Consider the following 22455-nt stretch of genomic DNA (forward strand, 5'->3'; position numbering starts at 1 on the left):
TGAGGCCGATCAATGGCCGTGGTCGGCCGCGCCCTTGCCCAGTTCGGACTTGAGGGTAAAGCTGCCGCGGGCGGCTACCTGGGCCCCGGCTTCGAGGCCCTCGCGGATCTCGACAAAACCGTCCTGGCTGGCCCCGGTGACCACAGGCGTGGCCTGGAACCCCTCGGCCACGCGGACGAACACCGAGGGCCGGTCTTCCACGGTCTGGATCGCCGTCTGCGGCACGCTGACCGGTGCGTCGAAGGCTTCGGTGGCCACCTGTACCGAGACGAACAGCCCCGGGCGCCAGGCGTCATTGGGGTTGGCCAGGGTCACCCGCACCGTGGCGGTGCGGGTCTGTTCCCCCAGCAGGCTGCCGACGTAGGCCACCTGGCCCTGGACCTGGGTCCCCAGCTCACTGGAGCTGACCTGCACCGGCTGGCCGACCCGGACCTTGTCCAGGTCCTTGGGAAACACGCCGAAGGTGGCCCAGACCCGGGACAGGTCCGAGAGGGTGAACGCGGCGCTGGTTTCGCCCACCACTTCGCCCACGCTCAGGTGTTTTTCCACCACCACACCGTCGAACGGCGCGCGCATTTCATAGCGGTTGCCGCCCACCAACTGGGCGCTGCCGCTCAGGGCATTCATCTTCTGCCGGGCATTGTTGAGGGCGATTTCCGCCTCTTGCAGGGCCTGGCGTGCCAGCAGGTAATCCTGCTCGGCGGAGATCTGGTCGACCCACAACTGGCGCTCGCGCTGGAAGGTGGTACGGGCCAGTTCCACCCGCCGCCCGGCGGCGGCCAGCTCGCTGCGCTGATCGGAGATCTGCTGGCTGGCGATCACCGCCAGCAGTTCGCCGCGCTTGACCGCCTGGCCGAGGTTGACCTGTACCGACTCCACCACACCGGCGGCCCGGGGCACGATGTGCGAGGTACGGTCCTCGTCGAAGCGGATCTCTCCCGGCAGGCTGAGTACCCGGTTGAGGCGCCGCGGACCGGCTGCGGCCAGCTCGATGCCGGCGGCCTGGATCTGTTCCGGGCTGAGTTCCAGATGGCCCTCGGGCTCCTGGGTGCCGTGCCCGGCCTCCTCGGCCTGGGGCACCGTTGCCGGGCTGGCGAACAGGCCCGGCAGCAGCAAGGCCGCCAGCCCGAGGCCGACCACTGCCGTGCTGGCCAGAACAAGGCTGCGTTTTTTATCCATGGGGACTCCTGAATCGATCGAGGGTCGGTAGCGCCAGGCGCTGCCTTACGGGGTAGAGGGACACAGCCATTGACCAATGGCCCGATGCAGCTCATGCACGCACCAATGCGCGGGTGGGTCTTCGGGGGCTGTCGGGGGTGCGCCACTGCAGTCGCTCACCAGCAACGCGGCAAGGCACGCCAGGCCCATCAGCCAGGGTTTCACCAACGGCTGAGGTCGCCGTAGATGCGCTCGATCCGTACCCAGGCATCGGTGGTTTGCGCCACCGCGGCGAGGTACTGGGTACGCGCGCCGATCAGGGTGCGTTGAGCATCGAGAACGTCGAGAAAGCTGAACTTGCCCATCTCGAAGCCCTGGGTGGCGCTGTCCACCGCACGCTGGGCGGCGGGCAGGATGGTCTGGTTGAAGGACTGCACCTCGCCCCGGGCGGTGTTCCACTGTTCCAGGGCCTGGCGGGTTTCGGTACGCAAGCGCAATTCGGTGGCGTTGCGCAGGTCCCGGGCCTGGTCGGCGCGGCGGGCGGCGGACAGCACGTTGCCCTGGTTGCGATTGAACAGCGGCAAAGGCATCGACAGCCCTACCAGGTTGACCCGCTCCCGGGCGCTGGCGTCGTACTGGCTGCCCACGCTGACGTCCAGGTCGGGAATGCGCTGGGCCTTCTCCAGCCCCAGGGACGCCTCGCGCTGCACCACTTCCTGCTCCGCCAGGCGCAGTTCGGTGGTTTCCGGCAGGCGGCCAAGCAACTGTGCCGGAGCCGGCAGCGCCGCCAGTGCCAGGGGCTGCTCCTGCACCCCGGCAAAGTCGCTGGTGGCCGCGCCAGTGACCATGGCCAGGCGTCGGTAGGCATTGTCCTGCTCCATCTGCCCCCGGTTCAGTTCCAGGCGCACCTCGGCCAGTTGCACCTGGGCCCGGGCGGCTTCCACCGGCGAGGCCTTGCCGGCGTTGACCCGGCCCTGGGCTACCGCCACGCCCCGTTCGGCCAGGGCCAGGGAGCGCCCGGCCAGTTGGCTGCGTTCCTGGGCCCGCAGCGCCGTGTAATAGGCATCCAGAACATCCGCACGCAACTGGTTGCGACGCCGCTCCAGCTCCAGGGCCGCCAGTTCCTGACCGCGACTGGCCACGTCGATCCGTGCTCCGCGCTTGCCCCCCAGCTCCAGGGCCTGGCTGAGCTTGACCGAAGTGGTGCGCGAATCCCGGCGGGTGTCCTCGGCGTCCACCGACAGCACCGGGTTGGGGATGAGCCCGGCCTGCTGGCGGGCGCCCTGGGCGATGTCGATCTCCCAGCGTGCGGCGGCCAGTTCAGGGTTGTTGGCAAAGGCTCGGGCCAGGGCGCTGTCCAGGCTCAACAGCGGTTGCTCGACGGCGCTTGCAGATTGGCTCGCCACGGCCAGCAACAGGGTCAGGACGCAGGTGCGTGCTGCCCGGGCAGATATTCTCGGGAAAGTCGGCATAACAAGTTCCGGCCCCTATGGAGGCAAAGTGTCTGCGAAGTTGCAGCGCACCATATCGACGCTTATCCACAGGAGCTCCGGCCGATATGAAACTGCAGCAGTTCGCCCATTGACAGGGAGAGTTTCAAGTTCGGCCAACTGTAACTTTCAGTGCTTATCAGCAGGGTGGCGCAAAGATTACAAATCCGTTAGCAAAGGCTCTGGATCAAGGTTCTGTATTAACATCCGGCTATTCGAAGTGAACATCAAGAGCACTTTTCAAGTGCCAGCAAGCGAACTTTAAAGAACACGAATACGGCACGGGGCTGCACAACTTTTGAGCATTGGCCCGCTGATTATTCGCGTCTTTTCGTTACTGTCTCCCATCTGCCGAGAACCTCATTTCCATGCGTATTCTGGTCATCGAAGACGAACCCAAGACCGCTGACTACCTGCATCAAGGGCTGACTGAAAGTGGCTACGTGGTGGACTGCGCCAACAACGGCGCGGACGGCCTGCACCTGACTCGCCAGCATGCGTACGACCTGGTGATCCTCGACATCAACCTGCCGCACATCGACGGCTGGGGCGTGCTCGGGCAGATCCGCCAGGACAGCAGCACCCGGGTGATGATGCTCACCGCCCAGGGCCGGCTGGCGGACAAGATCCGTGGCCTGGACCTGGGCGCCGACGATTACCTGGTCAAGCCGTTCCAGTTTCCGGAATTGCTGGCCCGGGTCCGCACCCTGATGCGCCGCAGCGAACAGGCGCCGGTGCCGGATGTGCTGCGGGTCGCCGACCTGGAGCTGGACCAGGGCCGGCACCGGGCCTTTCGCGGCAAGCAGCGCATCGACCTGACCACCAAGGAGTTCGCCCTGCTGCACCTGCTGATGCGCCAGAGCGGCGTGGTGCTGTCGCGGACCCAAATCATTTCCTTTGTCTGGGACATGAATTTCGACTGTGACACCAATGTGGTGGAAGTCTCGATCCGCCGCCTGCGAGCGAAGATCGACGACCCTTTCGAACGCAAGCTGATCCACACCCTGCGCGGTGTGGGTTATGTCCTTGAAGAACGCGACTGAGGCGCGGCCGTGTTCGCCGGCAAGCCGGCTCCTGCACAAGACGCAAGCACTGCTGCCTCAATGTTCATGCACCTGCTCATGAAACCCTGCCTGCTCCACCTGCAAGGTGACGTGGGCAATGTCGAAGCGCTCCTGCAGCAGCTCGGTGACCTCGGCCAGGATCCCCTGTTCATCCCGCCCTTGCAGGTGCGCCACCAGATGCGCGCTAAGCACGTTCTTGCCGCTGGTCAGGGCCCAGATATGCAGGTCGTGCACGTCGCTGATCCCCGGCACCTGGCGTATGGCCTGCTCCACCTGGTCGATGTCGACCCCGTCCGGCACCCCTTGCAGCAGCACGTTCATGCTCTCCTTGAGCAGGGTCCAGGTCCGAGGCAACACCCACAGGCCGATGGCCGCGGCCACCAGGGAATCGACCCAGCCCCAACCGGTGAACATGATCACCAGCGCGGCGATGATCACCCCCAGTGAACCGAGCATGTCGCTCCATACCTCCAGGTATGCACCCTTGACGTTGAGGCTCTGGCTGCTGCCGGAGGCCAGCAGGCCCATGGAGATCAGGTTGACGATCAGCCCCAGCACCGCGATCACCAGCATTCCCGTGGACTGGATCTCGGCCGGTGCCTGCAGGCGTTGCCAGGCCTCGAACAGAATGTAGAACGCCACCACGAACAGCAGCAGGGCGTTGAACGCCGCGGCGAGGATCTCGAAGCGCGCATAACCGAAAGTACGCTTGCGGTCAGCCGGGCGCTTGGCGACCTGGATCGCCACCAGGGAGATGGCCAGCGCCAGGGTATCGGTGAGCATGTGCGCGGCATCCGACAGCAGCGCCAGGCTGCCGGTGACAAAGGCCCCGATGACCTCGGCGAGCATGAAGCTGCCGGTCAGCCCCAGGGCCATCCACAACTTGCGTTCATGCCCGGCCCGTACCTGGCCGTGACTGTGTCCTGCGCCCATGAAAGATCCTCGGTTGGCTGGTAAAGCGTGGCTCTGATGATAGTTCGATTGGCCAGGTGCCCAGGGCTGGATAAGCGAATTGTCATCTGCCGGTTATCCGCCGGTTATCCAGGGCAGGTCCATAGTTAGCCGGCTAACGAATGCACCAAAAGTGCGCACAAGCCCTCTGCGGTGGGCGCCTCGGGTATGCTCCCGAAAAAGTGAAACAAAACGTAACAGATAAAAATAGCCGATTGAGGAGTCCCGCCTTGGATGTATCGACTGCCGCCTGGATGGTCCACGACACCCGCCTGATCATCTGCTGCCTGGTGGCCATCGCCAGCATCATTGTGCTGATCAGCGCCACCAAACTGCCGCCGTTCCTGTCGATCCTGATCGGCACCTTCATTGCCGGGGTGGGCGCAGGCCTGCCGCCGGAGGAAGTGGCCAAGGCCTTCAGCAAGGGCGCCGGGGCGATTCTCGGCGAGGCCGGGATCATCATTGCCCTGGGCTCGATGCTCGGCGCATTGATGGCCGAGTCCGGCGCCGCCGACCGCATCGCCTCGACCTTGCTGGGCCTGGGCAAGGGCAAGTCGCTGCCCTGGGTCATGGCCCTGGTGGCGATGGTCATCGGCCTGCCGCTGTTCTTCGAAGTGGGGCTGGTGATGATGGTGCCGATCATTTTCGTCATGGCCCGCCGCTCGGGCCTGCCGCTGCTGAAAATCGCCATTCCGGCCCTGGCCGGGATGACCACCCTGCACGCGCTGATGCCCCCGCACCCGGGCCCGCTGATCGCCGTCAGCGCCCTGCACGCCGACCTCGGCCTGACCATGCTGCTGGGCTTGTGCCTGGCCGTGCCGGCGGTGATCCTGGCCGGCCCGCTGTATGGCAACTGGTTGTCCAAGCGCCTGCAGGTCAGCGAACCGGCGGAGCTCGGCGCGCTGTTCAGTGCTGCGCCCAAGGCCCCGCGCCAGCCGGGCTTCGGCGTGTCGCTGCTGATCATTGTGCTGCCGGTGCTGCTGATGCTCGGCAGCACCCTGGCCAAGGTCGCCATGAGCCCGGAGAACACCCTGGCCCTGACCCTGAAGTTTCTCGGCGAACCCCTGATCGCCCTGGGCCTGGCGGTGATCGCCGCGGTGATCTGCCTGGGCTGGGCCAACGGCATGGCCCGGGACCAGGTGGGCAACACCCTGCGCAAAAGCCTGGCACCGATTGCCGTGCTGCTGCTGACCATTGGCGCCGGCGGCGGGCTCAAACAGACGCTGCTGGATGCCGGGGTCAGCCAGACCATCAGCAAGGTGGCCGAAGGCGCGCACCTGCCCTATATCCTCCTGGCCTGGCTGATCGCCGTGGCCCTGCGCCAGGCCACCGGCTCGGCTACCGTGGCCACCACCACGACCGCCGGCATCCTGGCGCCGATGATGGCCGGTCTGGCCGCCACCCAAAGCTCCCTGGTGGCGCTGGCCATCGGCGCCGGCTCGGTGTTCTTCTGCCACGTGAACGACGCCGGGTTCTGGATGGTGCGCGAGTATTTCGGCCTGCAACTCAAGCAGACACTCTGGGTCTGGTCGGTGCTGCAGACCATTGTTTCCGTGGTCGGGCTGGTGGGGACGCTGCTGCTCTGGCACTGGTTGCAATAACCGCTGGCCGTGGTGGGCAGGCCTGCCCTTCTGCATTGGGAACAGCGCTGTAGAATGCCCGCTTCATTCTCAGCGCAAGGGACCGACATGCCTTATCAGCCCTGGATCTTTGGCCTCGTCATCGCCGTAATTGCAGGCGCCGCTGGTTGGGCGCCTGCCCAGGCCGCAGCGCTGGATTGCGAGCACATCAGCGTCAGCGAACAGGTCGACCGCTGCGCCCAGCAGGACAAGGAGCGGGCCGACGCCGCACTCAACCAGAGCTATCAGGCGCTGCTGGTCCGGGTGCACAACCTGTACCCCAGCAGCCTGCTGCAAGAACAGGAATACCTCGGCAAATTGAAGAACGCCCAACGCGCCTGGATCAAATACCGCGACAGCACCTGCGTGCTGGAGGCCTTCGAAGTGGAACCGGGCAAGCCGGCCCATGTGACCCTGATCAACCTCTGCGTGACCCGCCTGAGCACCGAACGCACCCGCTATCTGGAACAACTGCTGCCCGAATGACAGCAGACCCGGGGGCCTCTTCGCCAGCAAGCCGGAGCACCTGCAGGAGCGGGCTTGCCCGCGAAAGCGGCCTCAGGAGCCCGCTCGCTGCCAGAACGGTCGATGCCCCAAGCCATGCAGCAGTCCGCAGATCAGGCTGACGAGCCAGGCAAAGCCCAGCATGCCAACACACGAGTCGCCCTGGCGCAGGCGCTGCTGGCACTCTGCGGCGCTGGAACACAGGGCGCTGCACCCGGGTTGATCGTCGCGGCGACAACTGAGCAGGTACCCCCGCAGGTGGCGGAGAACCAGGGTCTGCCCCGGCAGTTGAGCGAGTGGCAGCTGGAGCCGGGTCAGTTCGCGGTTCAGGCGCAAGCGTTGGCGCTCCCCGGTGTCGAGTTCCTCCACCAGCAGCGCCCCGGCCTCCACTGCGATCACCCGGGCGCGCAAGCTGTCGGGGCTGGCGCCCTCCAGGCCGTAGTCCAGTTGAGTGCAGGTCCAGGCCTGGATCAGGGCAAACACCAACCCCAGCACGAAGCTCATCAGCGCCACTTGTAACAGTGGCGCCAAGGCGGAGAAATTTCGCAAGGAACACAGCGTCGAACGAATCAAGACAGCTCCCGGAAACCCAAGCGCAGGCCGCGCGTTCCGGGAGATTAGCGGGAAAAAACCGGGGGCTGAAAGCCCTTTTCCAGCCCGGTTTCACGCGGGATCAAGAGGCGTTTTGGTGAAGGCTCTAGCTCGCCGCTTCGCTGAATCACAGCAGGCCGAAGAAAAGTCCTAGCGTTGGTCAGCCATGCAGCTTTCTCTCGCTGCCGCAGGCCCTTCCTCACCCACACGGCCGCCGAAGTAACCGGCGCTGACGACCCCCACCGCTCCCATCACTGCGCAGTAGATCACGCAGATCCAGGGGCTCCAGGGCATCAGGGCGATCAGCAGCAACGGCGTGGTACTGGCCCAGAGGGCATAAGCGATGTTGTAGGTGAAGGAGATCCCCGACACGCGAATCCGCGCCGGAAACAGGCCCACCATCACCGACGGCACCGCCCCCACCACGCCGCAGCCCAGGCCGGCGATGGCATAGGCCAGGCCGATCCAGGCGCCGCCGCTGATCAGGCAGCCATAGAGCACGGCGATGCCCAGTGGCAGCAGCAGGCTATAGAGCATCACCGTGCGCCAGGCACCGAGGCGGTCGACGACCAGCCCCGCCAGCACGCAACCAATGTTGAGAAAGACAATCCCTAGGCTGCTCAGGGCAAAAGTGTGGCTGGCGCTCATGCCGAAGCTTTTTTGCATCATGGTCGGGGTGATGACCACGAACACCACCACCGCCGAGGTCAGCACGCAGGTGAGGATCAGCGCCGGCAGGATCGCCAGCCGGTGTTCCCGCAACACGGTGCGCAGGGGCAGTTCGGCGGCGGCATCGCGCTGGTGCTGCAGCGCCACGAACACCGGGGTTTCGCTCAACCAGCGGCGCAGCCAGACGCCGATCACGCCGAACACGCCGCCCAGCAGGAAGGGATAGCGCCAGGCGTGGTCGAGGATTTCCTCGGGGCTGAAGACCCGCGCCAGCAGGGTCGCGGTCAGGGCGCCCAGCAGGTAGCCGAAGGTCAGCCCGGCCTGGAGAAAGCCCAGGGCATAACCGCGATGGGCCCGCGGCGCGTGCTCGGCGACGAATACCCAGGCGCTGGGCACTTCACCGCCCACGGCGGCACCTTGCAGCACCCGCAGCGCCAGCAGCAGCAAGGGCGCGAAATAACCGATCTGGGCATAGGTCGGCATGATGCCGATCAGCAGGCAGGGCAGCGCCATCATCAGGATGCTCAGGCTGAAAACCTTCTTGCGCCCCAGGCGGTCGGCGAAATGGGCCATGAGGATGCCGCCCAGGGGCCGGGCCAGGTAGCCGGTGACGAAGATCCCGAAGCTCTGCAGCAGGCGCAGCCATTCGGGCATTTCCGGGGGAAAGAACAGCTGGCTCAGGGTCAGGGCGAAAAATACGAAGATGATGAAGTCGTAGATTTCCAGGGCACCGCCCAGGGCGGCCAGGCCCAGGGTCTTGTAGTCGGAGCGGGAAAAGCGCGCCGGCGACGACTCAGTGGAAGGGGTCATAAAGCAACTCGATGGCAGCACAAAGCAAAGGCGCTCATGGTCTACGCAAAAGATCCGGGGAACAACCCGTTCCCGGCCCTGGGTTGGTTTTCCGGGGTTTTCTGTACCTTGAACGGCCGCGCGCCAGGCCAATAATCGGGCACTTTCCCACTCAAGCAGAATCAGGAAAGTCGTCATGAGCAGCCATACCCGCACCCAGCGCCTGAGCGTCCCGCAACTGGTGGCCATGAAAGGCCGGCAGAAGATCGTTTCCCTCACCGCCTATACCAGCCACATGGCGCGGCTGATGGACCCCTTCGTGGATTTCATCCTGATCGGTGATTCCACCGCCATGGTCGGTTACGGGCGCACCTCGACCCTGGACATGAGCCTGGCGGAAATCATCGCCCACACCCGCGCGGTGGTGGCCGGCAGCCGCCTGGCCTGCGTGATTGCCGACATGCCCTTCGGCAGCTACCAGGAATCCCCGCAACAGGCCTACCGCAATTGCGCCGAGGTGATGGCCCGCACCGGTTGCGCCGCCCTCAAGCTGGAGGGCGGCCGGGCCCTGGCGCCCACCGTGGAGTTCCTGGTGCAGCGGGGCATTCCGGTGATGGCGCATATCGGCCTGATGCCGCAGTTCGTCAACCAGATGGGCGGGTTCAAGGCCCAGGGGCTCGACAGCGAGGCGGCCCGCAAGATCGAGGAAGATGCCCAGGCCCACCTCGAGGCCGGCGCCTTCAGCCTGTTGCTGGAAGGGGTTGCGGAGCCCCTGGCGCGGCGCATCAGCGACTTCTCGCCGATGCCGACCATTGGCATCGGCGCCTCCCCGGCCTGCGACGGCCAGGTACTGGTGACCGAAGACCTGCTGGGGCTGGGCGGGCCCCAGGTGCCGCGTTTCGTCAAGCAATACGCCGATGCCGGCGCCCTGATCAGCCAGGCCTGCGAACGCTTCGCCGCAGAGGTTCGGGAGCAGGCCTTTCCGCAGTTGCAGCATTGTTATGGGGTGGTTCAGGAAGCCTGACTCACCGCCCGCGCCAACTGCCCGAGGGCGCCCTGGATATCCTTGCTCCAGTCCAGGGTGAAGCTCAGGCGCAGGTGCTGCTGCCACAAGCCCTGCTGGCTGAAGATCGCCCCCGGGGCGATGACGATGCCGTCGGCCAGCAGGCGCTCGTAGACCCGGGTCATAGGCACCGGGCGCCTGGCTTCGACCCACAAGGTCGCGCCGCCGGCGGCAAGCGGCGCATGCAACAGCCCGCCGGCCTGCTCGTCCAGCAGTTGCTGCAACTGCTTCATCCGCTGTTGCAGCATGCCCCGCAGTTTCAGCACGTGCTGGTCTACGCGACCGGAACTCAAGAGCCGGGCCACGGCCTTCTGGCGGATCGGCGACAGGCGAAAGCGCCGCTCCAGGCACTGGCGCTGCAAGGCCGGGCCCAGGCTGCGGCTCAGCACGTAGCTCAAGGGCGCCTCGGCGCCGATGGCCTTGTCCAGGCTGGCGAACACCAGCAGGCGCTCGGGGTCGGCGAAATCCCGATAGCGAGCAGCGCCGGGCACGAAGCTGAATGCTCCGTAACTATCGTTCTCCAGCAGCCAGATCCCCCGCTCGGCGAACCAGCGGCACAGCTGCTGCTTGTCGGCGGCGGGCATCAGGCTGCCGTGGGGGATGTTCACCGTCGAGGAGAACACCGCCAGGCGCACCGGCTCGCGCTGAAGCAGCGCTTGCACCTGCTGCAGATCGAAGCGCCCGCCGGCATCCAGGGGCAGCTCGATAATCCGCAGGCGCGCCGCCCGCAACTGGCGCAGGATCGCCCAGGAACACGGGGACTCCACCAGCACCACGCCGCCGTCCAGGTCCAGCGCCCGCAACGCCAACTCCACCACGCTGTGCAGATCGGCCCCCAGGAACACCTGGTCGGCCTGCCAGTAGTCGCGGCTGGAGCAGGTGTAGCGCCGGGCCAGTTCGCTGCGCAGCTCCTGCTCGCCTAGGGGCTGGTACAGCGGTGCCTGGTTGCGCGGGTACTGGCGGGCCAGTTCGCGCTCGGTCATCAGCAAGGGTTGCTCCAGCGACAGCAGCATCGCCGGCGCATCGCTGCACAGCGCCAGGCGCCCCGGCAGGCGGGCCTGGGCATAGAGGTTGTCGAGCAGGTCCTCACCGGTCTCGGGCACGGTCGCGGCGGCCAGGGCCCGGGTGAAATAGCCCTGGCGCGGCCGCGAACAGATGCGCCCCTCGTCTTCCAGCAGGGCGTAGGCGTACTTGATGGTGGACAGGGAAACCTTCAGCCGCTGCGCCAGTTCGCGCAATGACGGCAGGCGTTGCTCCTGATCGCTGGCGGCGTTGTCGATCCACTGCGACAGGTAGCGGTAGACCGCCTGATAGGCGAAAGACGGGTGGCGCTGCACCGCTTCAGTTGCCTTTGGCCATGGCGATCGCCGCCTGGATCGCCGCGCGGGCCTGGGGGCTGTTCTTCCAGCAACTGGAACCCACCAGGGCCGAAGCCTGGGTGACGATGTGCAGGGCATCGGCGGCGGCCAGCTGGGCCAGGGAAGTGATGCCCAGTTGTTCCAGGCGAGCGACCACGGTAGAACCGACACCCTTGACCTTGAGCAGTGCGGCGCGTTCTTCGGGGGAAAATGACATGGGCGTTGAGATCCTTTGCAGTCCGTGGCAATTGCCGCATTCTTGCACAGTTCTCGGCCGCCTCTGCCTGGGGCGGCCGACCTCCTTATAAACATAAGAAATCCGAGGTACTCACGTGGCCGCTGATATTCAAGATAGCCGCTCCGCCCGCTTTGCCCTGCGCTGCTCGAACTGGGCCGAACGCTGGTTTCCCGACTCCTGGGTGTTCGCCGCGCTGGCGGTGATCATCGTTGCCCTGGCCACGCTGGCCATGGGCGCCAAGCCCACCGATGCCGCCATGGCGTTTGGCGACGGCTTCTGGAGCCTGATCCCCTTCACCATGCAGATGGCCTTCGTGGTCATTGGCGGCTATGTGGTCGCCAGCTCGCCGCCGGCGGTGAAGCTGATCGACAAGCTGGCGCGCATTCCCAGGAACGGCCGCTCGGCGGTGGCCTGGGTGGCGCTGATTTCCATGGTCGCCTCCCTGCTCAACTGGGGCCTGTCCCTGGTGTTCGGTGGCCTGCTGGTGCGGGCCCTGGCCCGGCGTACCGAACTGCGCATGGACTACCGCGCCGCCGGCGCTGCCGCCTACCTGGGCCTGGGCGCGGTCTGGGCCCTGGGGCTGTCGTCTTCGGCGGCGCAGTTGCAGGCCAACCCCGGCAGCCTGCCACCGTCGATCCTGGCCATCACCGGGGTCATTCCCTTCACCCAGACCATCTTTCTCTGGCAATCCGGCGTCCTGCTGCTGGCCCTGGTGGTGGTCTCGCTGATCGTCGCCTACGCCACGGCGCCCGGCCCCGGCAGCGCCCGGGATGCCCAGGCCTGCGGGGTCGACCCGAGCTTCAGCATGCCCAAGCCGCAACCCCGGACCCGCCCTGGCGAATGGCTGGAATACAGCCCGCTGCTGACCCTTCTCCTGGCGCTGCTGGCGGCCGGCTGGCTGTATCACGAGTTCGCCACCAAACCGGCGATCACCGCGATCTCCGGGCTCAACACCTACAACTTCCTGTTCCTGATGGCCGGCGCCCTGCTGCACTGGCGCCCGCGCAGCTTCCTCGATGCCGTGGCCCGGGCAGTGCCCACCACCACCGGGGTGCTGATCCAGTTCCCGCTGTACGGTTCGATCGCCGCGCTGATGACCGTGGTCAAGGGCGTGGATGGCCAGACCCTGGCCCACCACATCTCGACCTTCTTCGTGCAGATCGCTTCCCACGACACCTACGCGCTGCTGATGGGGCTGTACTCGGCGGTGCTGGGTTTCTTCATTCCTTCGGGCGGCGGCAAGTGGATCATCGAGGCGCCCTACGTGATGCAGGTGGCCAATGACCTGCAGTACCACCTGGGCTGGGCGGTACAGATCTACAACGCCGCCGAGGCCCTGCCGAACCTGATCAACCCCTTCTACATGCTGCCGCTGCTGGGGGTGCTGGGCTTGAAGGCCCGGGACCTGATCGGCTTCTCCTTTGTCCAGTTGCTGGTGCATGCGCCCCTGGTGCTGGTGCTGCTCTGGGCCCTGGGGACCACCCTGTCCTACCTGCCGCCGGTCATTCCCTGACAGAGCCACAGGCCCGCTGCACAGCGGGCCTGTGGATAACGGCCCGCCGGCCCAATCGCAGATTTATCCAGGGCCCAGACAGCCAGGCCGTGCCGCATTCCTGTAGCCTTTGCGTCATATTCGGTTGTTAACGTGCGACCGAAATACTTTGTAACGAATCCTCAGAGAGCCGAGCAAGGAGCCGACATGAGCGACGATACCGACCTGCGCGACCCCCCCGAATCCGCCACCGACCAGCCTACCGATACCAGCCGCCGCCGCTTCCTAGGCGGCGTTGCGGTTCTGGGGGTCGGCGCCACCCTGAGCGCCTGCGGCCAGCCCGGCGAGCCAGGAGGCAAACCGCCGGTGGAACACCCCTTGTCCCCGGCCGAACTGGACAAGGCGCTGCAGGAGCAGGTGAAAAACGTAGTGGTACTGTTCGCCGAGAACCGCAGCTTCAACAACCTGTTCGCCAACTTTCCCGGGGTGGAGAAACCGCTCTCGGCCCTCAAGCCCGAAGACTTCCAGCAGCGCGACCGCGACGGCAACCTGTTGCAGAAACTGCCGCCGATCTGGGGCGGCATTCTCCAGGTGGGCCCGCAGACCCTGGACGGCATCACCTACCCGGTGGAAACCCAGTTCCAGGAAAACCTGCCCAATGCCCCCTTCGCCCTCAAGGGGCCCAGTGGCGAGGACCTGCCCCTGGGCCTGGTGACCCGCGACCTGTGGCACGTGTTCTACCAGAACCAGATGCAGATCAACGGCGGCAAGAACGACAGCTTCGTGGCCTGGGCCGACTCCGGCGCCCTGACCATGGGCCACTACGCCCAGACCCGCTACTCCCTGCGCCTGTGGGACGTGGCTCGGGAGTTCGTGCTCTGCGACAACTTCTTCCAGGGGGCATTCGGTGGCTCGTTCCTCAACCACCAGTACCTGATCAGCGCCAAGGTGCCGTTCTACCCCGATGCCGCCAACTCGGTGGCCAAGTCGCAGATCGCCACCCTGCAGGGCGACGACCCCAAGGGCACCCGCCTCAAGCCCCTGGACAAGTCCCCGGCCAGTGCCATGGACGGCGCTCCGCAGTTCGGTCCCAGCGCCCTGACCCCGGACGGTTACGCGGTCAATACCATGGCCCCGCCCTACTGGCCGACCTGGATCCGCGACCCGGAGCGCCCGGACTACGCCAAGCCGGACCTGCCCAGCGTACTGGTGCCTCAAACCCACGAACACATCGGCGACAAGCTGTCGAAGAAGAACGTCGACTGGGCCTGGTACGGCGGCGCCTGGCAGGCGACCCTGGAGCAGTTCAAGGATTCCGGCGGGATTCCCAAGATCCCCAACTTCCAGTACCACCACCAGCCCTTCAACTACTTCGTGCGCCAGGGCCCGGAAAACCCCGCCGAACGGGCCAAGCGCCTGCGCGACGGCGGCCTGGGCGATGAGTCGAGCACCAACAAGTTCTTCGCCGATGCCGAGGCCGGCAAGCTGCCGGCGGTGACCTTCTACAAACCCCAGGGCAACCTCAACCTGCACGCCGGCTATGCCGATGTGGCCGCCGGCGACCGGCATATCGACCGGGCATTGAAAGTGCTGCGGGAAAGCCCGCAGTGGAAAAACATGGTGGTGATCGTCACCGTTGACGAAAACGGCGGCTGGTGGGACCACGTGGCGCCGCCCCAGGGCGACCGCTGGGGCCCGGGCACGCGGATTCCGGCCCTGGTGGTATCGCCGTTCGCCCGCAAGGGCACGGTGGACCACACGGTCTACGACACCGCCTCGATCCTGCGGCTGATCACCCGGGTGTTCCAGTTGGAAACCCTGGACGGCATCAAGGAACGTGACCAGGCCATGATCGCCCGGGGCCAGAAGCCCATGGGCGACCTGACCAACGCCCTGCACTTCACGGCCTGACCCCGGCCGGGCCCGCAACGGGCCCACCTGCCACCGCAGAACCGAAACCCAAGCCCGGCTTCGGTTCTGCGGCACCGGCACAAATGATAGCCATATAACATCACCCACTTTACCCATCCACCCGGCGGGTAATATCCTGCGCGCCACCTATTTGTTTCATCTGTTTTCCGATTGGAAAGGGAGTTCGTCGTCATGATCGTAGGTATCGACCTGGGGACCACCAACAGCCTGGTCGCGGTCTGGCGCGAAACCGCCAGCGAGCTGGTGCCCAATGCCCTGGGCGAACTGCTGACCCCCAGCGTGGTGGGCCTGGACGACGAAGGCCGGATCCTGGTGGGGCAAGCCGCCAGGGAGCGCCTGCACACGCACCCGCAGCTCACCACGGCGCTGTTCAAGCGCTACATGGGCAGCGCCACCGAAGTGCGCCTGGGGGAACGTACCTACCGCCCCGAAGAACTCTCGGCCCTGGTGCTCAAGAGCCTCAAGGAAGACGTTGAGCGGGCCTATGGCGAACCGGTGGAGGAAGCGGTGATCAGCGTGCCAGCCTACTTCAGCGATGCCCAGCGCAAGGCCACGCGGATTGCCGGCGAACTGGCCGGGCTCAAGGTGGAAAAACTGATCAACGAACCCACCGCCGCAGCCCTGGCCTACGGCCTGCACCAGCGTGACCGGGAAACCTCGTTCCTGGTCTTCGACCTCGGTGGCGGCACCTTCGACGTGTCGATCCTGGAGCTGTTCGACGGGGTCATGGAAGTCCGCGCCAGCGCCGGCGACAACTTCCTCGGCGGCGAGGACTTCGACAACCTGCTGCTGGAACACTTCCTCGAACAGCAGGCCCAGGCCGCGGGCTTTCCGGAACGCCAGAGCGTGCTCCAGGCACTGCGCCGGGAAGCCGAGCGCGTGCGCCGCGCCCTCGGCCAGGAGCCCAGTGCCGAATTCAGCCTGCGGGTCGATGGCCGGCAATGGACCCAGACCATCACCCAGGCGCAACTGGCCAGCCTCTATGCGCCGCTGCTGGAACGCCTGCGGGCGCCCATCGAACGCGCCCTGCGCGATGCACGGATCCGCGTCAGCGACCTGGATGAAATCCTCCTGGTGGGCGGCGCCACCCGCATGCCCCTGGTGCGCAAGCTGGCGGCCGGGCTGTTCGGGCGCTTTCCCTCCATCAGCCTCGATCCCGACCAGGTGGTGGCCCAGGGCGCGGCGGTCCAGGCGGCCCTCAAGGCACGCTCGGCGGCCCTGGAAGAAGTGGTGCTGACCGACGTCTGCTCCTACACCCTGGGGATCGAGACCTCCCAGCAATACGGCAACCAGATCGAGAGCGGGCACTACCTGCCGATCATCGAGCGCAACAGCGTGGTGCCGGTAAGCCGGGTCAAGACCGTGCAGACCTTGCATGACAACCAGGAGCAGGTGCTGCTGAAGATCTTCCAGGGCGAAAGCCGCCTAGTGCGCGACAACGTCGCCCTGGGCCAGCTGGAAATGCGCGTGCCCAAGCGCCCCGCCGGCGAAGTCTCGCTGGACGTGCGCTTCACCTACGACATAAACGGCCTGCTGGAAGCCCAGGTGAGCATCCCGCTGACCGGGGAAAGCCATTCCCTGGTGATCGAAAACAACCCCGGCGTGCTGACTCCGGAAGAAATCCAGGAGCGCCTCAAGGCCCTGGCGCAATTGAAGATTCACCCCCGCGACCAGCAGGTCAACACGCTGCTCAGCGCCCGACTGGAACGCCTGTATCAGGAGAGCCTGGGGGAGTTGCGCGAACAGATCGGCTATTGGGCCGGGCAATTCCAGCAAGTGCTGGAAACCCAGGACGAGCGCAAGATCCGCGAAGTGCGCAGCCAGCTCAGTGAACAGCTGCAACACCTGGAAAACGGCCACTGGCACTGAGGAGCGGCAACATGGATTGCTGGTCCCTGCTGGAGTTGCCCGAGGACGCCGACGAACGCAGCATCAAGCGCAGCTATGCCCGGCAGTTGAAGATCACCCGTCCGGACGAGGATGCCGAAGGCTTCCAGCGCCTGCGTGAAGCCTATGAGCGGGCGCTGCAACTGGCCCGCTGGCGGGAAGAGATCGCCGATGAAGTCGCGGTGATCCAGACCGCCTCCACTAAGGCACCGCCCCCGGACAACCTGCAGGCCTGGTCGGGCCTGATAGAGATGGACGTGGCCGCCCCGCGGCCAACGCCGAGGGGCCCTTCCCAGGCCCAGCAATGGGCCAGCCTGCTTGAAGACGTCCCCTTGTCCGTCGAACCGCTGGCGGACTGGGTCCCGCCCGCCCCGCAGGATCCCGCCCACCTACCCGCTCCAGCCACTAGCGCATTGCCGCTGCTCAAGGGGCTGGGCGTCGAGAACCTGCCAGAGCGCTGGCAACAGGCTCGGCAGCAGGGCTGCGAGGACGATTTCCTGCAGCGCCTGCTGGTGGCGTGCTGCGCCCACCCCGAGCAATACGCCGCGATCATCGGCTGGGCCGCCGAGCATCTGGACTGGCTGACACCCTGGCAACAACCGCCCATGGAGGCCTGGCAAGAGGCATTCCTGGTCAAGACGCTGTTGCAGGAATACCGCCGGACGCTGGAAGCGTTGCTGCAAGCCGGCCAGGAGCGGGCCTTCCTCGAACGCCTGACGAGCTACTGCGCACAACCCTGGCTGCGGATCTTCGATCATCGCCAGAACTGGCAGCATGAAATGCTGCAGTTGCTGCAGCAGCAAGCCTGGCAGGTACCCTTGTTCGATCGGGTATGCCAGTTGTTCGGCTGGGACGAAAGCCGTGGCAACACCCCTGAACCGGCGTGGCTCTGGCAGTCGCTGATCGAGCGCTGCCAGCAGGAGGCCTTCTATCAGAAGCTGCTGGCCAACGCCGGGGAACCCGGCGAAGCGACGCCGGACGTTGCCGCGGCTCGCCTGCTGCTGAACCCCATGCCCCGACGTCGCCAGGTCGCCCTGACCCGGCACTTCGAAGACGAACATTGGCAGGCCTGCATGGAGCTGTCGCAGACCCTAGCCTCGCGTTTCCCGGCGCTGCTGGAGCGGCTGCCTCGCAGCGATGTGTTTTTCTGGCAGAACCTGATGCCGCGTCCGCAGGGCGTGGACAGCTGGATCAGGTCAGGGGTCGCCATGGGGTTGGCCCTGAGCCTGTACTTCATGAACAAGCCTCAACACAGCAAAGAACTTGCAGTGATGATGGGGCTGTTCTGTGGGGGTGTCCTGGCGATTTTCGGGCTGATCCTGCTCAACACCTGGGCCCCTGCGATCGCCCGCCTGCTGGCCATCGACCTGTGGTTGAGCGAGCGCCTGGTGCCCAAGCGCCTGAATCCGCACCAGCACTGGCTGGTGCTGCGCCACGGGGTGCCGCAAGCGGTCATGCTGGGCCTGTTCGGCTATTGGCTGGGGGCCCTGGGGATACTGGCCTACCTGGGCTTTGTGCTGATCGGCCTGCTGCATTCGCGGCGCATCGGCCAGCCGGACCCGGATTTCTGTGCCCGCAGCCCCTGGCTGGGCGCCTTGCACTGGAATCACTTCAGCCCCTGGCAGCCGATCTATCTGGTCGTCATGATCGTGGTCATCCGGGTCTGTCAGCTCCATACCCCGGGGTTTCCCTGGACGCGCCTCATGCCTGGTTGAACCCTGCGCGGCCGGGGCAATGGATATTTTTTCACTCCCGGCTGTTTCTCCGCTCGGTGCTGTTTCAGTATGTCCTGCCCCCCCTTCGAAGGGGTTCACGCTGAAAAGGATCTGAGCATGTTCAAATTCGCAGGAATGACCCTGGCGCTGACCGCTGCTGCCCTGAGCGCGACGGCACAGGCCGATGTCGAAGTCGATCTGGGCAGCCCCCAGCGCGTCACCCAACTCTTCGCCTACCCCAACAACTGCAACGTGATCTGCTATCGCAACTGGACCCTGGAGGAGACGGTGGCTCACTACCTGACCCAGAGCGTGCAGCGTGACGGCTACAGCGCTGCAAAAGTCAGTGTCAAGACCACCGGCGACAAGGTCCTGGCCTCCATCAGCGGTGTGCCGGACGGCTACGACAAGCCCCTGAGTGCCCTGCTGGATGCCGGCGACCTGGCCTACAAGGGCGCCAGCCAGCTCAATGCCGATGGCAAATGGGCCTACAGCTGGTACCTGTTCCTGCCCCTGGGCATGGCCCTGGAAAACCGCAAGAGCGTCGAGCTGCTGCACTTCCCGCCGGACTATTCATTGACCCAGGCCCAGGACTATCTGGAGTCGGCCACCACCGACCGCTGGGCAACCCTGTTGACGGCCAACGGCATCGCCGCCGAGCAGACCCCGGCCTACCAGACCATCGTCGACATCGCGCCGATTGCCGCGCCATCGAGTGCCGGCAAGGACCTGGAGGGGGTCTACAGCTACTTCAACAGCTACCAGACCAGCATGGTCAGGCAGGTCAGCCAGAGCACCAGCGGCGCGGCCCTGCCGATGGTGGCCTTCGGCGCACCGGTGCGCAATTGGCTCAAACAGCAGTACGGGGTCACGGTGAATGTGCTGGGCCTGGCACAGATCAGCCCCAGCGAGGGGGTCAAGGTGCCGGTGCTGGGCTCCAACCACCCGAGCTATATCTGGTACGCGGCAGACCCGGCGAATTACGACAATGACCAGGCCAAGGCCGATGCCGCGGGGTTGAAAGTGATGGGCCAGGACCTGAGCGCGGCCTGCTGGCAGGCCGGCATGGGCAGCAAACCGGGGACGGACCCGAGCACCCTGCTCGGCAGTTGCACCCAGACCTGGCAGGTGACGCAGAAAGTACAGACCTGCGAGCTGTTCTACACCTCGGTGCGCAAGCTGAGCGAGCAGCAAGCCGCGGCCAAATGCACCAGTGCACCGGTCAAGACCCAGCTCAACCAGCTCAAGGCCCCGGCACCGGCGCCAAGCACCGAGGTACCGCACCTCTGAGCCGGCCGCGCAACCTGTAGCCGCTGCTGCAGGCTGCGATCGACCCGCAGGGTCGCGGTGCTCTGACAGAGCCCGCAGGCCTGCGCCCTATCGCCGCCTGCGGCCAGCGACGATCAGACCGCGCCCACCGGACGCAGCCGATACTGCGGCGGCAACTGCTCGAAGCCGCTGATGGTGGCGTTCAGGCTCTTCCAGCGACCGTCCTTGATGCCATAGATGCAACCGTGGATCGACAGGCTCTGCCCGCGATGCCAGGCGTTCTGCACGATGCTGGTATGGCCGACGTTGGCCACCTGCTGGATCACGTTCAGTTCGCACAGACGGTCGACCCGCTCTTCTTCCGTGGGCAACTGCCCCAGCGCTTCACGGTGCTCGTAGTACAGGTCGCGGATCGAACGCAGCCAGCCGTCGATCAGGCCCAGCTGGCGATCCTGCATAGAGGCGCGCACGCCGCCACAGCCGTAGTGGCCGGTAACCAGGATGTGCTTGACCTTGAGTACATCCACCGCGTACTGGATCACCGACAGGCAATTGAGGTCGGTGTGCAGTACCACGTTGGCCACGTTGCGGTGCACGAACAGATCGCCCGGCAGCATGCCGACGATCTCGTTGGCCGGCACCCGCGCGTCCGAACAGCCGATCCACAGGTATTCCGGGGTCTGCTGGCGAGCCAGTTTGGAGAAGAAGTCCGGATCTTCCTGCTTGATCGCTTCGGCCCAACGCTCGTTGTTATCAATCAGATCTTGTAGTTCGTTCATGCTGTGAAGCCTCAAGAATGATGCGCTGCTTTGACAGACGGCCGCCCGTCGAGGTCACGCCTATTGCTACAGATACCGGCCATCCCTTGCGGGGGAATCTTCAGGGGCATGCAAGGGTCCACCCTTTATCCAGTCCCGAAGTATGAGTAATCGCCATGAACGAATCACGACGCCCCTACAACGCCCCCCAGCCCGAACCCATCGACGACGATCAGGACCGCATGGGCTCCATGGAGGAGCTGCATTTCGATGACGACGAACCCGCCGCCCGCGCCAGCAACCGCGTCACGGACGACGGTGCAAGCGATGATGACCTGAGCCCGGAAACCCTGATCCGCGAAGACGGCGCCCGCTCCGCCCATGAGGCCGGTGCCGACAAACCGGCCGACTGGGACCTGAGTATTGTCGAAGAAGAGAACATTGGTGGCGGCAATGGCCTGGATGAAGCCGAACTGGCCCGCCGCGACCCGCTAGACGGCAAGCCCTGAGCCCTGCACCGCATTCAATGACGCGCTCTCCCGCAGGAGCCGGCTTGCCGGCGAAGAGGCCCTCAAGCCGTGCATCGCCCCGAATGGCGCCTTCGCTGGCAAGCCAGATCCTACAGCGGCCCGCGCGCAGTTAAAGGCTCAGTCGACCAGCGTGCAGGCCATGACCAGGGCGTCTTCGCGACCGCCTACCGCCGGGTAGTAGTCGCGGCGGCGCCCCACTTCATTGAAGCCATAACGCTCGTATAACCGATAGGCGGTCTGGTTGCTGGAGCGCACTTCCAGGAAACACTCCCGGGCGTCCTTCTGGTAGGCGCGCTTCATCAGCTCTTCCAGCAACCGCAGGCCCAGGCCGCGGCCCTGGCTTTCCGGCTTGACGGTGATGTTCAGCAGATGCGCTTCGTCGATGATCACCTGGATCACCCCGTGGCCCACTTGCTGGCTGCCTTCGAACATCAGCCAGACCTCGTAGGACTTGAAGGCATCCATGAAAATGCCCCGGGTCCAGGGGTGGCTGAACGCCGCATATTCGATTTTCAGGATGCTATCCAGGTCCGCTTCGGTGGCCAGGCGGAAGGTCAACGCGTCACTCATTGGTCATTTTGCTCATCAGTGCTTTTCCAGCGCGTCATCAAGCGACGCATGGCTTGCCAGACATCAGCCTTACGCTGTGGCTCTTCCATCAATAGTTCCAGGCCAGGCAGGGCCCAGGCCGAACCCAGGCCTTCGACCTGGAGTTCGCGGTTGTAGGATTCGGCATTCGCCTCGCCGGCAAATCGCACCGCCGGCAGGCCGATCAGCCACAGGCAGACACAGGGTTCCTGCTCGATCCGCACGCCGACAAAGGCCTGGACGAAATCCCGCGCAGCCTCGGGGCCCTGGTCCAGGTTGCCCCGGGTCAGCATCGGCCAGCGCACCGGCTCGGCGAGGATCTGCGGGCTGTCCGGCAGGCCGGCGGCGCGCAGCATGTCCTTGAGCAACAGGTAGGCCGGGTCGCGGCTCTGGAAGGCTTCGCCTGTGGGTAACTCCACCAGCAGCAGGCAACGGCCGGCCCGCAGCAACTGCAGGGCAAAACGCGGCGGCGGTACCACCGGGGCCTTGACCACCGGGGCCGGGGCCTCTTCGCCCTCGGTCGGCGCCTTGCTGGCTGGGCGCGCAGGGGCGGTGGAGGGGCGCGGCACCTCGATCTTCGGCCGTTCGACGTTCCTTGCCGCCGGCGCCGCGGGGGCCTTGGCCTCGACCACAGGGGCAGGCGGCGCCTCCACCTCCGGTTCCGGCAGGGCCAGCAACTCGGGGCGCGAAGGGGCGGCAAAGGGCAATTCGCTGCGCGGCAGCCAACTGACCACCTGCATGGCGGACAGATAAGCGCGACGACGGGACTCGATAAGCAAAGGTCGGCCAC

20 protein-coding genes are annotated in these 22455 nt (G+C 65.7%); 10 read left to right on the top strand and 10 right to left on the bottom strand.

Going from position 1 to position 22455, the window contains the following annotated elements; all coding sequences use genetic code 11:
• Positions 1 to 9: 9 nt before the first annotated feature.
• Both A9971_RS25005 and A9971_RS25010 read right to left on the bottom strand, forming a co-directional pair.
• Positions 10 to 1179, bottom strand: coding sequence for an efflux RND transporter periplasmic adaptor subunit (locus A9971_RS25005; protein ID WP_041119885.1), 1170 nt, complete (start codon positions 1177 to 1179; stop codon positions 10 to 12).
• A 200-nt stretch (positions 1180 to 1379) separates the two neighbouring features.
• Positions 1380 to 2630 (bottom strand): TolC family protein, encoded by a 1251-nt coding sequence (locus tag A9971_RS25010; RefSeq protein WP_183000086.1) that lies wholly within the window; start codon positions 2628 to 2630, stop codon positions 1380 to 1382.
• A gap of 386 nt (positions 2631 to 3016) precedes the next feature.
• On the opposite strand from A9971_RS25010, the gene A9971_RS25015 reads away from it, so the two are divergent.
• Positions 3017 to 3691: a heavy metal response regulator transcription factor gene (locus A9971_RS25015; RefSeq protein WP_011063463.1), complete on the top strand. Its 675-nt coding sequence runs from the start codon at positions 3017 to 3019 to the stop codon at positions 3689 to 3691.
• A 57-nt stretch (positions 3692 to 3748) separates the two neighbouring features.
• Here the strand turns inward: A9971_RS25015 and A9971_RS25020 are convergent, their stop codons facing one another.
• Positions 3749 to 4645, bottom strand: coding sequence for a cation diffusion facilitator family transporter (locus A9971_RS25020; protein WP_041119887.1), 897 nt, complete (start codon positions 4643 to 4645; stop codon positions 3749 to 3751).
• A gap of 248 nt (positions 4646 to 4893) precedes the next feature.
• On the opposite strand from A9971_RS25020, the gene A9971_RS25025 reads away from it, so the two are divergent.
• Both A9971_RS25025 and A9971_RS25030 read left to right on the top strand, forming a co-directional pair.
• A complete protein-coding gene (locus tag A9971_RS25025) occupies positions 4894 to 6264 on the top strand; it encodes a gluconate:H+ symporter (protein WP_011063465.1) in 1371 nt (456 codons plus the stop codon).
• Positions 6265 to 6351: 87 nt separating this feature from the next.
• The gene (locus A9971_RS25030) at positions 6352 to 6768 is read left to right on the top strand and encodes a lysozyme inhibitor LprI family protein (protein ID WP_015637031.1); all 417 of its coding nucleotides are present in this window, start codon (positions 6352 to 6354) and stop codon (positions 6766 to 6768) included.
• A gap of 72 nt (positions 6769 to 6840) precedes the next feature.
• Here A9971_RS25030 and A9971_RS25035 read toward each other — a convergent pair whose 3' ends face one another.
• Positions 6841 to 7359, bottom strand: a complete 519-nt coding sequence (locus A9971_RS25035) for a hypothetical protein (protein ID WP_011063467.1) — start codon at positions 7357 to 7359, stop codon at positions 6841 to 6843.
• Positions 7360 to 7527: 168 nt separating this feature from the next.
• Positions 7528 to 8856, bottom strand: a complete 1329-nt coding sequence (locus tag A9971_RS25040; protein WP_011063468.1) for an MFS transporter — start codon at positions 8854 to 8856, stop codon at positions 7528 to 7530.
• A 175-nt stretch (positions 8857 to 9031) separates the two neighbouring features.
• Between A9971_RS25040 and panB the strand changes: the two genes are divergently transcribed.
• Positions 9032 to 9859 (top strand): 3-methyl-2-oxobutanoate hydroxymethyltransferase, encoded by an 828-nt coding sequence (panB, locus tag A9971_RS25045; protein WP_183000087.1) that lies wholly within the window; start codon positions 9032 to 9034, stop codon positions 9857 to 9859.
• On the opposite strand, the gene A9971_RS25050 is transcribed toward panB, so the two are convergent.
• Positions 9847 to 11235, bottom strand: a complete 1389-nt coding sequence (locus tag A9971_RS25050; RefSeq protein ID WP_053153844.1) for a PLP-dependent aminotransferase family protein — start codon at positions 11233 to 11235, stop codon at positions 9847 to 9849. The two genes, panB and A9971_RS25050, sit on opposite strands and share 13 nt — an antisense overlap.
• A gap of 4 nt (positions 11236 to 11239) precedes the next feature.
• Positions 11240 to 11473: a hypothetical protein gene (locus A9971_RS32945; RefSeq protein ID WP_041774476.1), complete on the bottom strand. Its 234-nt coding sequence runs from the start codon at positions 11471 to 11473 to the stop codon at positions 11240 to 11242.
• Positions 11474 to 11588: 115 nt separating this feature from the next.
• Between A9971_RS32945 and A9971_RS25060 the strand changes: the two genes are divergently transcribed.
• From A9971_RS25060 to A9971_RS25080, 5 genes are all read left to right on the top strand, one after another.
• The gene (locus A9971_RS25060; RefSeq protein ID WP_011063472.1) at positions 11589 to 13007 is read left to right on the top strand and encodes a short-chain fatty acid transporter; all 1419 of its coding nucleotides are present in this window, start codon (positions 11589 to 11591) and stop codon (positions 13005 to 13007) included.
• A gap of 186 nt (positions 13008 to 13193) precedes the next feature.
• On the top strand, positions 13194 to 14897 hold the full coding sequence (locus A9971_RS25065; RefSeq protein WP_183000088.1) for an acid phosphatase: 1704 nt from the start codon (positions 13194 to 13196) through the stop codon (positions 14895 to 14897).
• 192 nt (positions 14898 to 15089) lie between these two features.
• Entirely contained in the window at positions 15090 to 16787 is a 1698-nt protein-coding gene (locus A9971_RS25070; protein ID WP_011063474.1) for a molecular chaperone HscC, read from the top strand.
• 11 nt (positions 16788 to 16798) lie between these two features.
• A complete protein-coding gene (locus tag A9971_RS25075; RefSeq protein ID WP_183001980.1) occupies positions 16799 to 18520 on the top strand; it encodes a J domain-containing protein in 1722 nt (573 codons plus the stop codon).
• A 117-nt stretch (positions 18521 to 18637) separates the two neighbouring features.
• Complete coding sequence (locus tag A9971_RS25080; protein ID WP_183001539.1) at positions 18638 to 19810, top strand: hypothetical protein; 1173 nt, start codon at positions 18638 to 18640, stop codon at positions 19808 to 19810.
• 113 nt (positions 19811 to 19923) lie between these two features.
• Here the strand turns inward: A9971_RS25080 and can are convergent, their stop codons facing one another.
• Positions 19924 to 20568, bottom strand: coding sequence for a carbonate dehydratase (gene can, locus A9971_RS25085; protein WP_011063477.1), 645 nt, complete (start codon positions 20566 to 20568; stop codon positions 19924 to 19926).
• 155 nt (positions 20569 to 20723) lie between these two features.
• Here can and A9971_RS25090 point away from each other — a divergent pair, with 155 nt between their 5' ends.
• A complete protein-coding gene (locus A9971_RS25090) occupies positions 20724 to 21056 on the top strand; it encodes a hypothetical protein (protein WP_011063478.1) in 333 nt (110 codons plus the stop codon).
• Between the two features lie 138 nt (positions 21057 to 21194).
• On the opposite strand, the gene rimI is transcribed toward A9971_RS25090, so the two are convergent.
• Complete coding sequence (gene rimI, locus A9971_RS25095; RefSeq protein ID WP_011063479.1) at positions 21195 to 21647, bottom strand: ribosomal protein S18-alanine N-acetyltransferase; 453 nt, start codon at positions 21645 to 21647, stop codon at positions 21195 to 21197.
• Positions 21644 to 22444, bottom strand: coding sequence for a hypothetical protein (locus A9971_RS25100; RefSeq protein ID WP_015637039.1), 801 nt, complete (start codon positions 22442 to 22444; stop codon positions 21644 to 21646). Before A9971_RS25100 ends, rimI begins: the two co-directional genes overlap by 4 nt.
• Positions 22445 to 22455 lie beyond the last annotated feature (11 nt).

Origin of the sequence: Pseudomonas sp. UME65, from assembly GCF_014170225.1 — a bacterium.
GTDB classification, from domain to species: domain Bacteria; phylum Pseudomonadota; class Gammaproteobacteria; order Pseudomonadales; family Pseudomonadaceae; genus Aquipseudomonas; species Aquipseudomonas protegens.

What these genes read in the sequence shown, in the direction of transcription:
- A9971_RS25040 (WP_011063468.1), bottom strand. Translation starts at nt 8,856, where the DNA reads ATGACCCCTTCCACTGAGTCGTCGCCGGCGCGCTTTTCCCGCTCCGAC.
- A9971_RS25005 (WP_041119885.1), bottom strand. Translation starts at nt 1,179, where the DNA reads ATGGATAAAAAACGCAGCCTTGTTCTGGCCAGCACGGCAGTGGTCGGC.
- A9971_RS25075 (WP_183001980.1), top strand. Translation starts at nt 16,799, where the DNA reads ATGGATTGCTGGTCCCTGCTGGAGTTGCCCGAGGACGCCGACGAACGC.
- panB (WP_183000087.1), top strand. Translation starts at nt 9,032, where the DNA reads ATGAGCAGCCATACCCGCACCCAGCGCCTGAGCGTCCCGCAACTGGTG.
- A9971_RS25065 (WP_183000088.1), top strand. Translation starts at nt 13,194, where the DNA reads ATGAGCGACGATACCGACCTGCGCGACCCCCCCGAATCCGCCACCGAC.
- A9971_RS25080 (WP_183001539.1), top strand. Translation starts at nt 18,638, where the DNA reads ATGTTCAAATTCGCAGGAATGACCCTGGCGCTGACCGCTGCTGCCCTG.
- A9971_RS25070 (WP_011063474.1), top strand. Translation starts at nt 15,090, where the DNA reads ATGATCGTAGGTATCGACCTGGGGACCACCAACAGCCTGGTCGCGGTC.
- A9971_RS25020 (WP_041119887.1), bottom strand. Translation starts at nt 4,645, where the DNA reads ATGGGCGCAGGACACAGTCACGGCCAGGTACGGGCCGGGCATGAACGC.
- can (WP_011063477.1), bottom strand. Translation starts at nt 20,568, where the DNA reads ATGAACGAACTACAAGATCTGATTGATAACAACGAGCGTTGGGCCGAA.
- A9971_RS32945 (WP_041774476.1), bottom strand. Translation starts at nt 11,473, where the DNA reads ATGTCATTTTCCCCCGAAGAACGCGCCGCACTGCTCAAGGTCAAGGGT.
- A9971_RS25030 (WP_015637031.1), top strand. Translation starts at nt 6,352, where the DNA reads ATGCCTTATCAGCCCTGGATCTTTGGCCTCGTCATCGCCGTAATTGCA.
- A9971_RS25090 (WP_011063478.1), top strand. Translation starts at nt 20,724, where the DNA reads ATGAACGAATCACGACGCCCCTACAACGCCCCCCAGCCCGAACCCATC.
- A9971_RS25010 (WP_183000086.1), bottom strand. Translation starts at nt 2,630, where the DNA reads ATGCCGACTTTCCCGAGAATATCTGCCCGGGCAGCACGCACCTGCGTC.
- A9971_RS25015 (WP_011063463.1), top strand. Translation starts at nt 3,017, where the DNA reads ATGCGTATTCTGGTCATCGAAGACGAACCCAAGACCGCTGACTACCTG.
- rimI (WP_011063479.1), bottom strand. Translation starts at nt 21,647, where the DNA reads ATGAGTGACGCGTTGACCTTCCGCCTGGCCACCGAAGCGGACCTGGAT.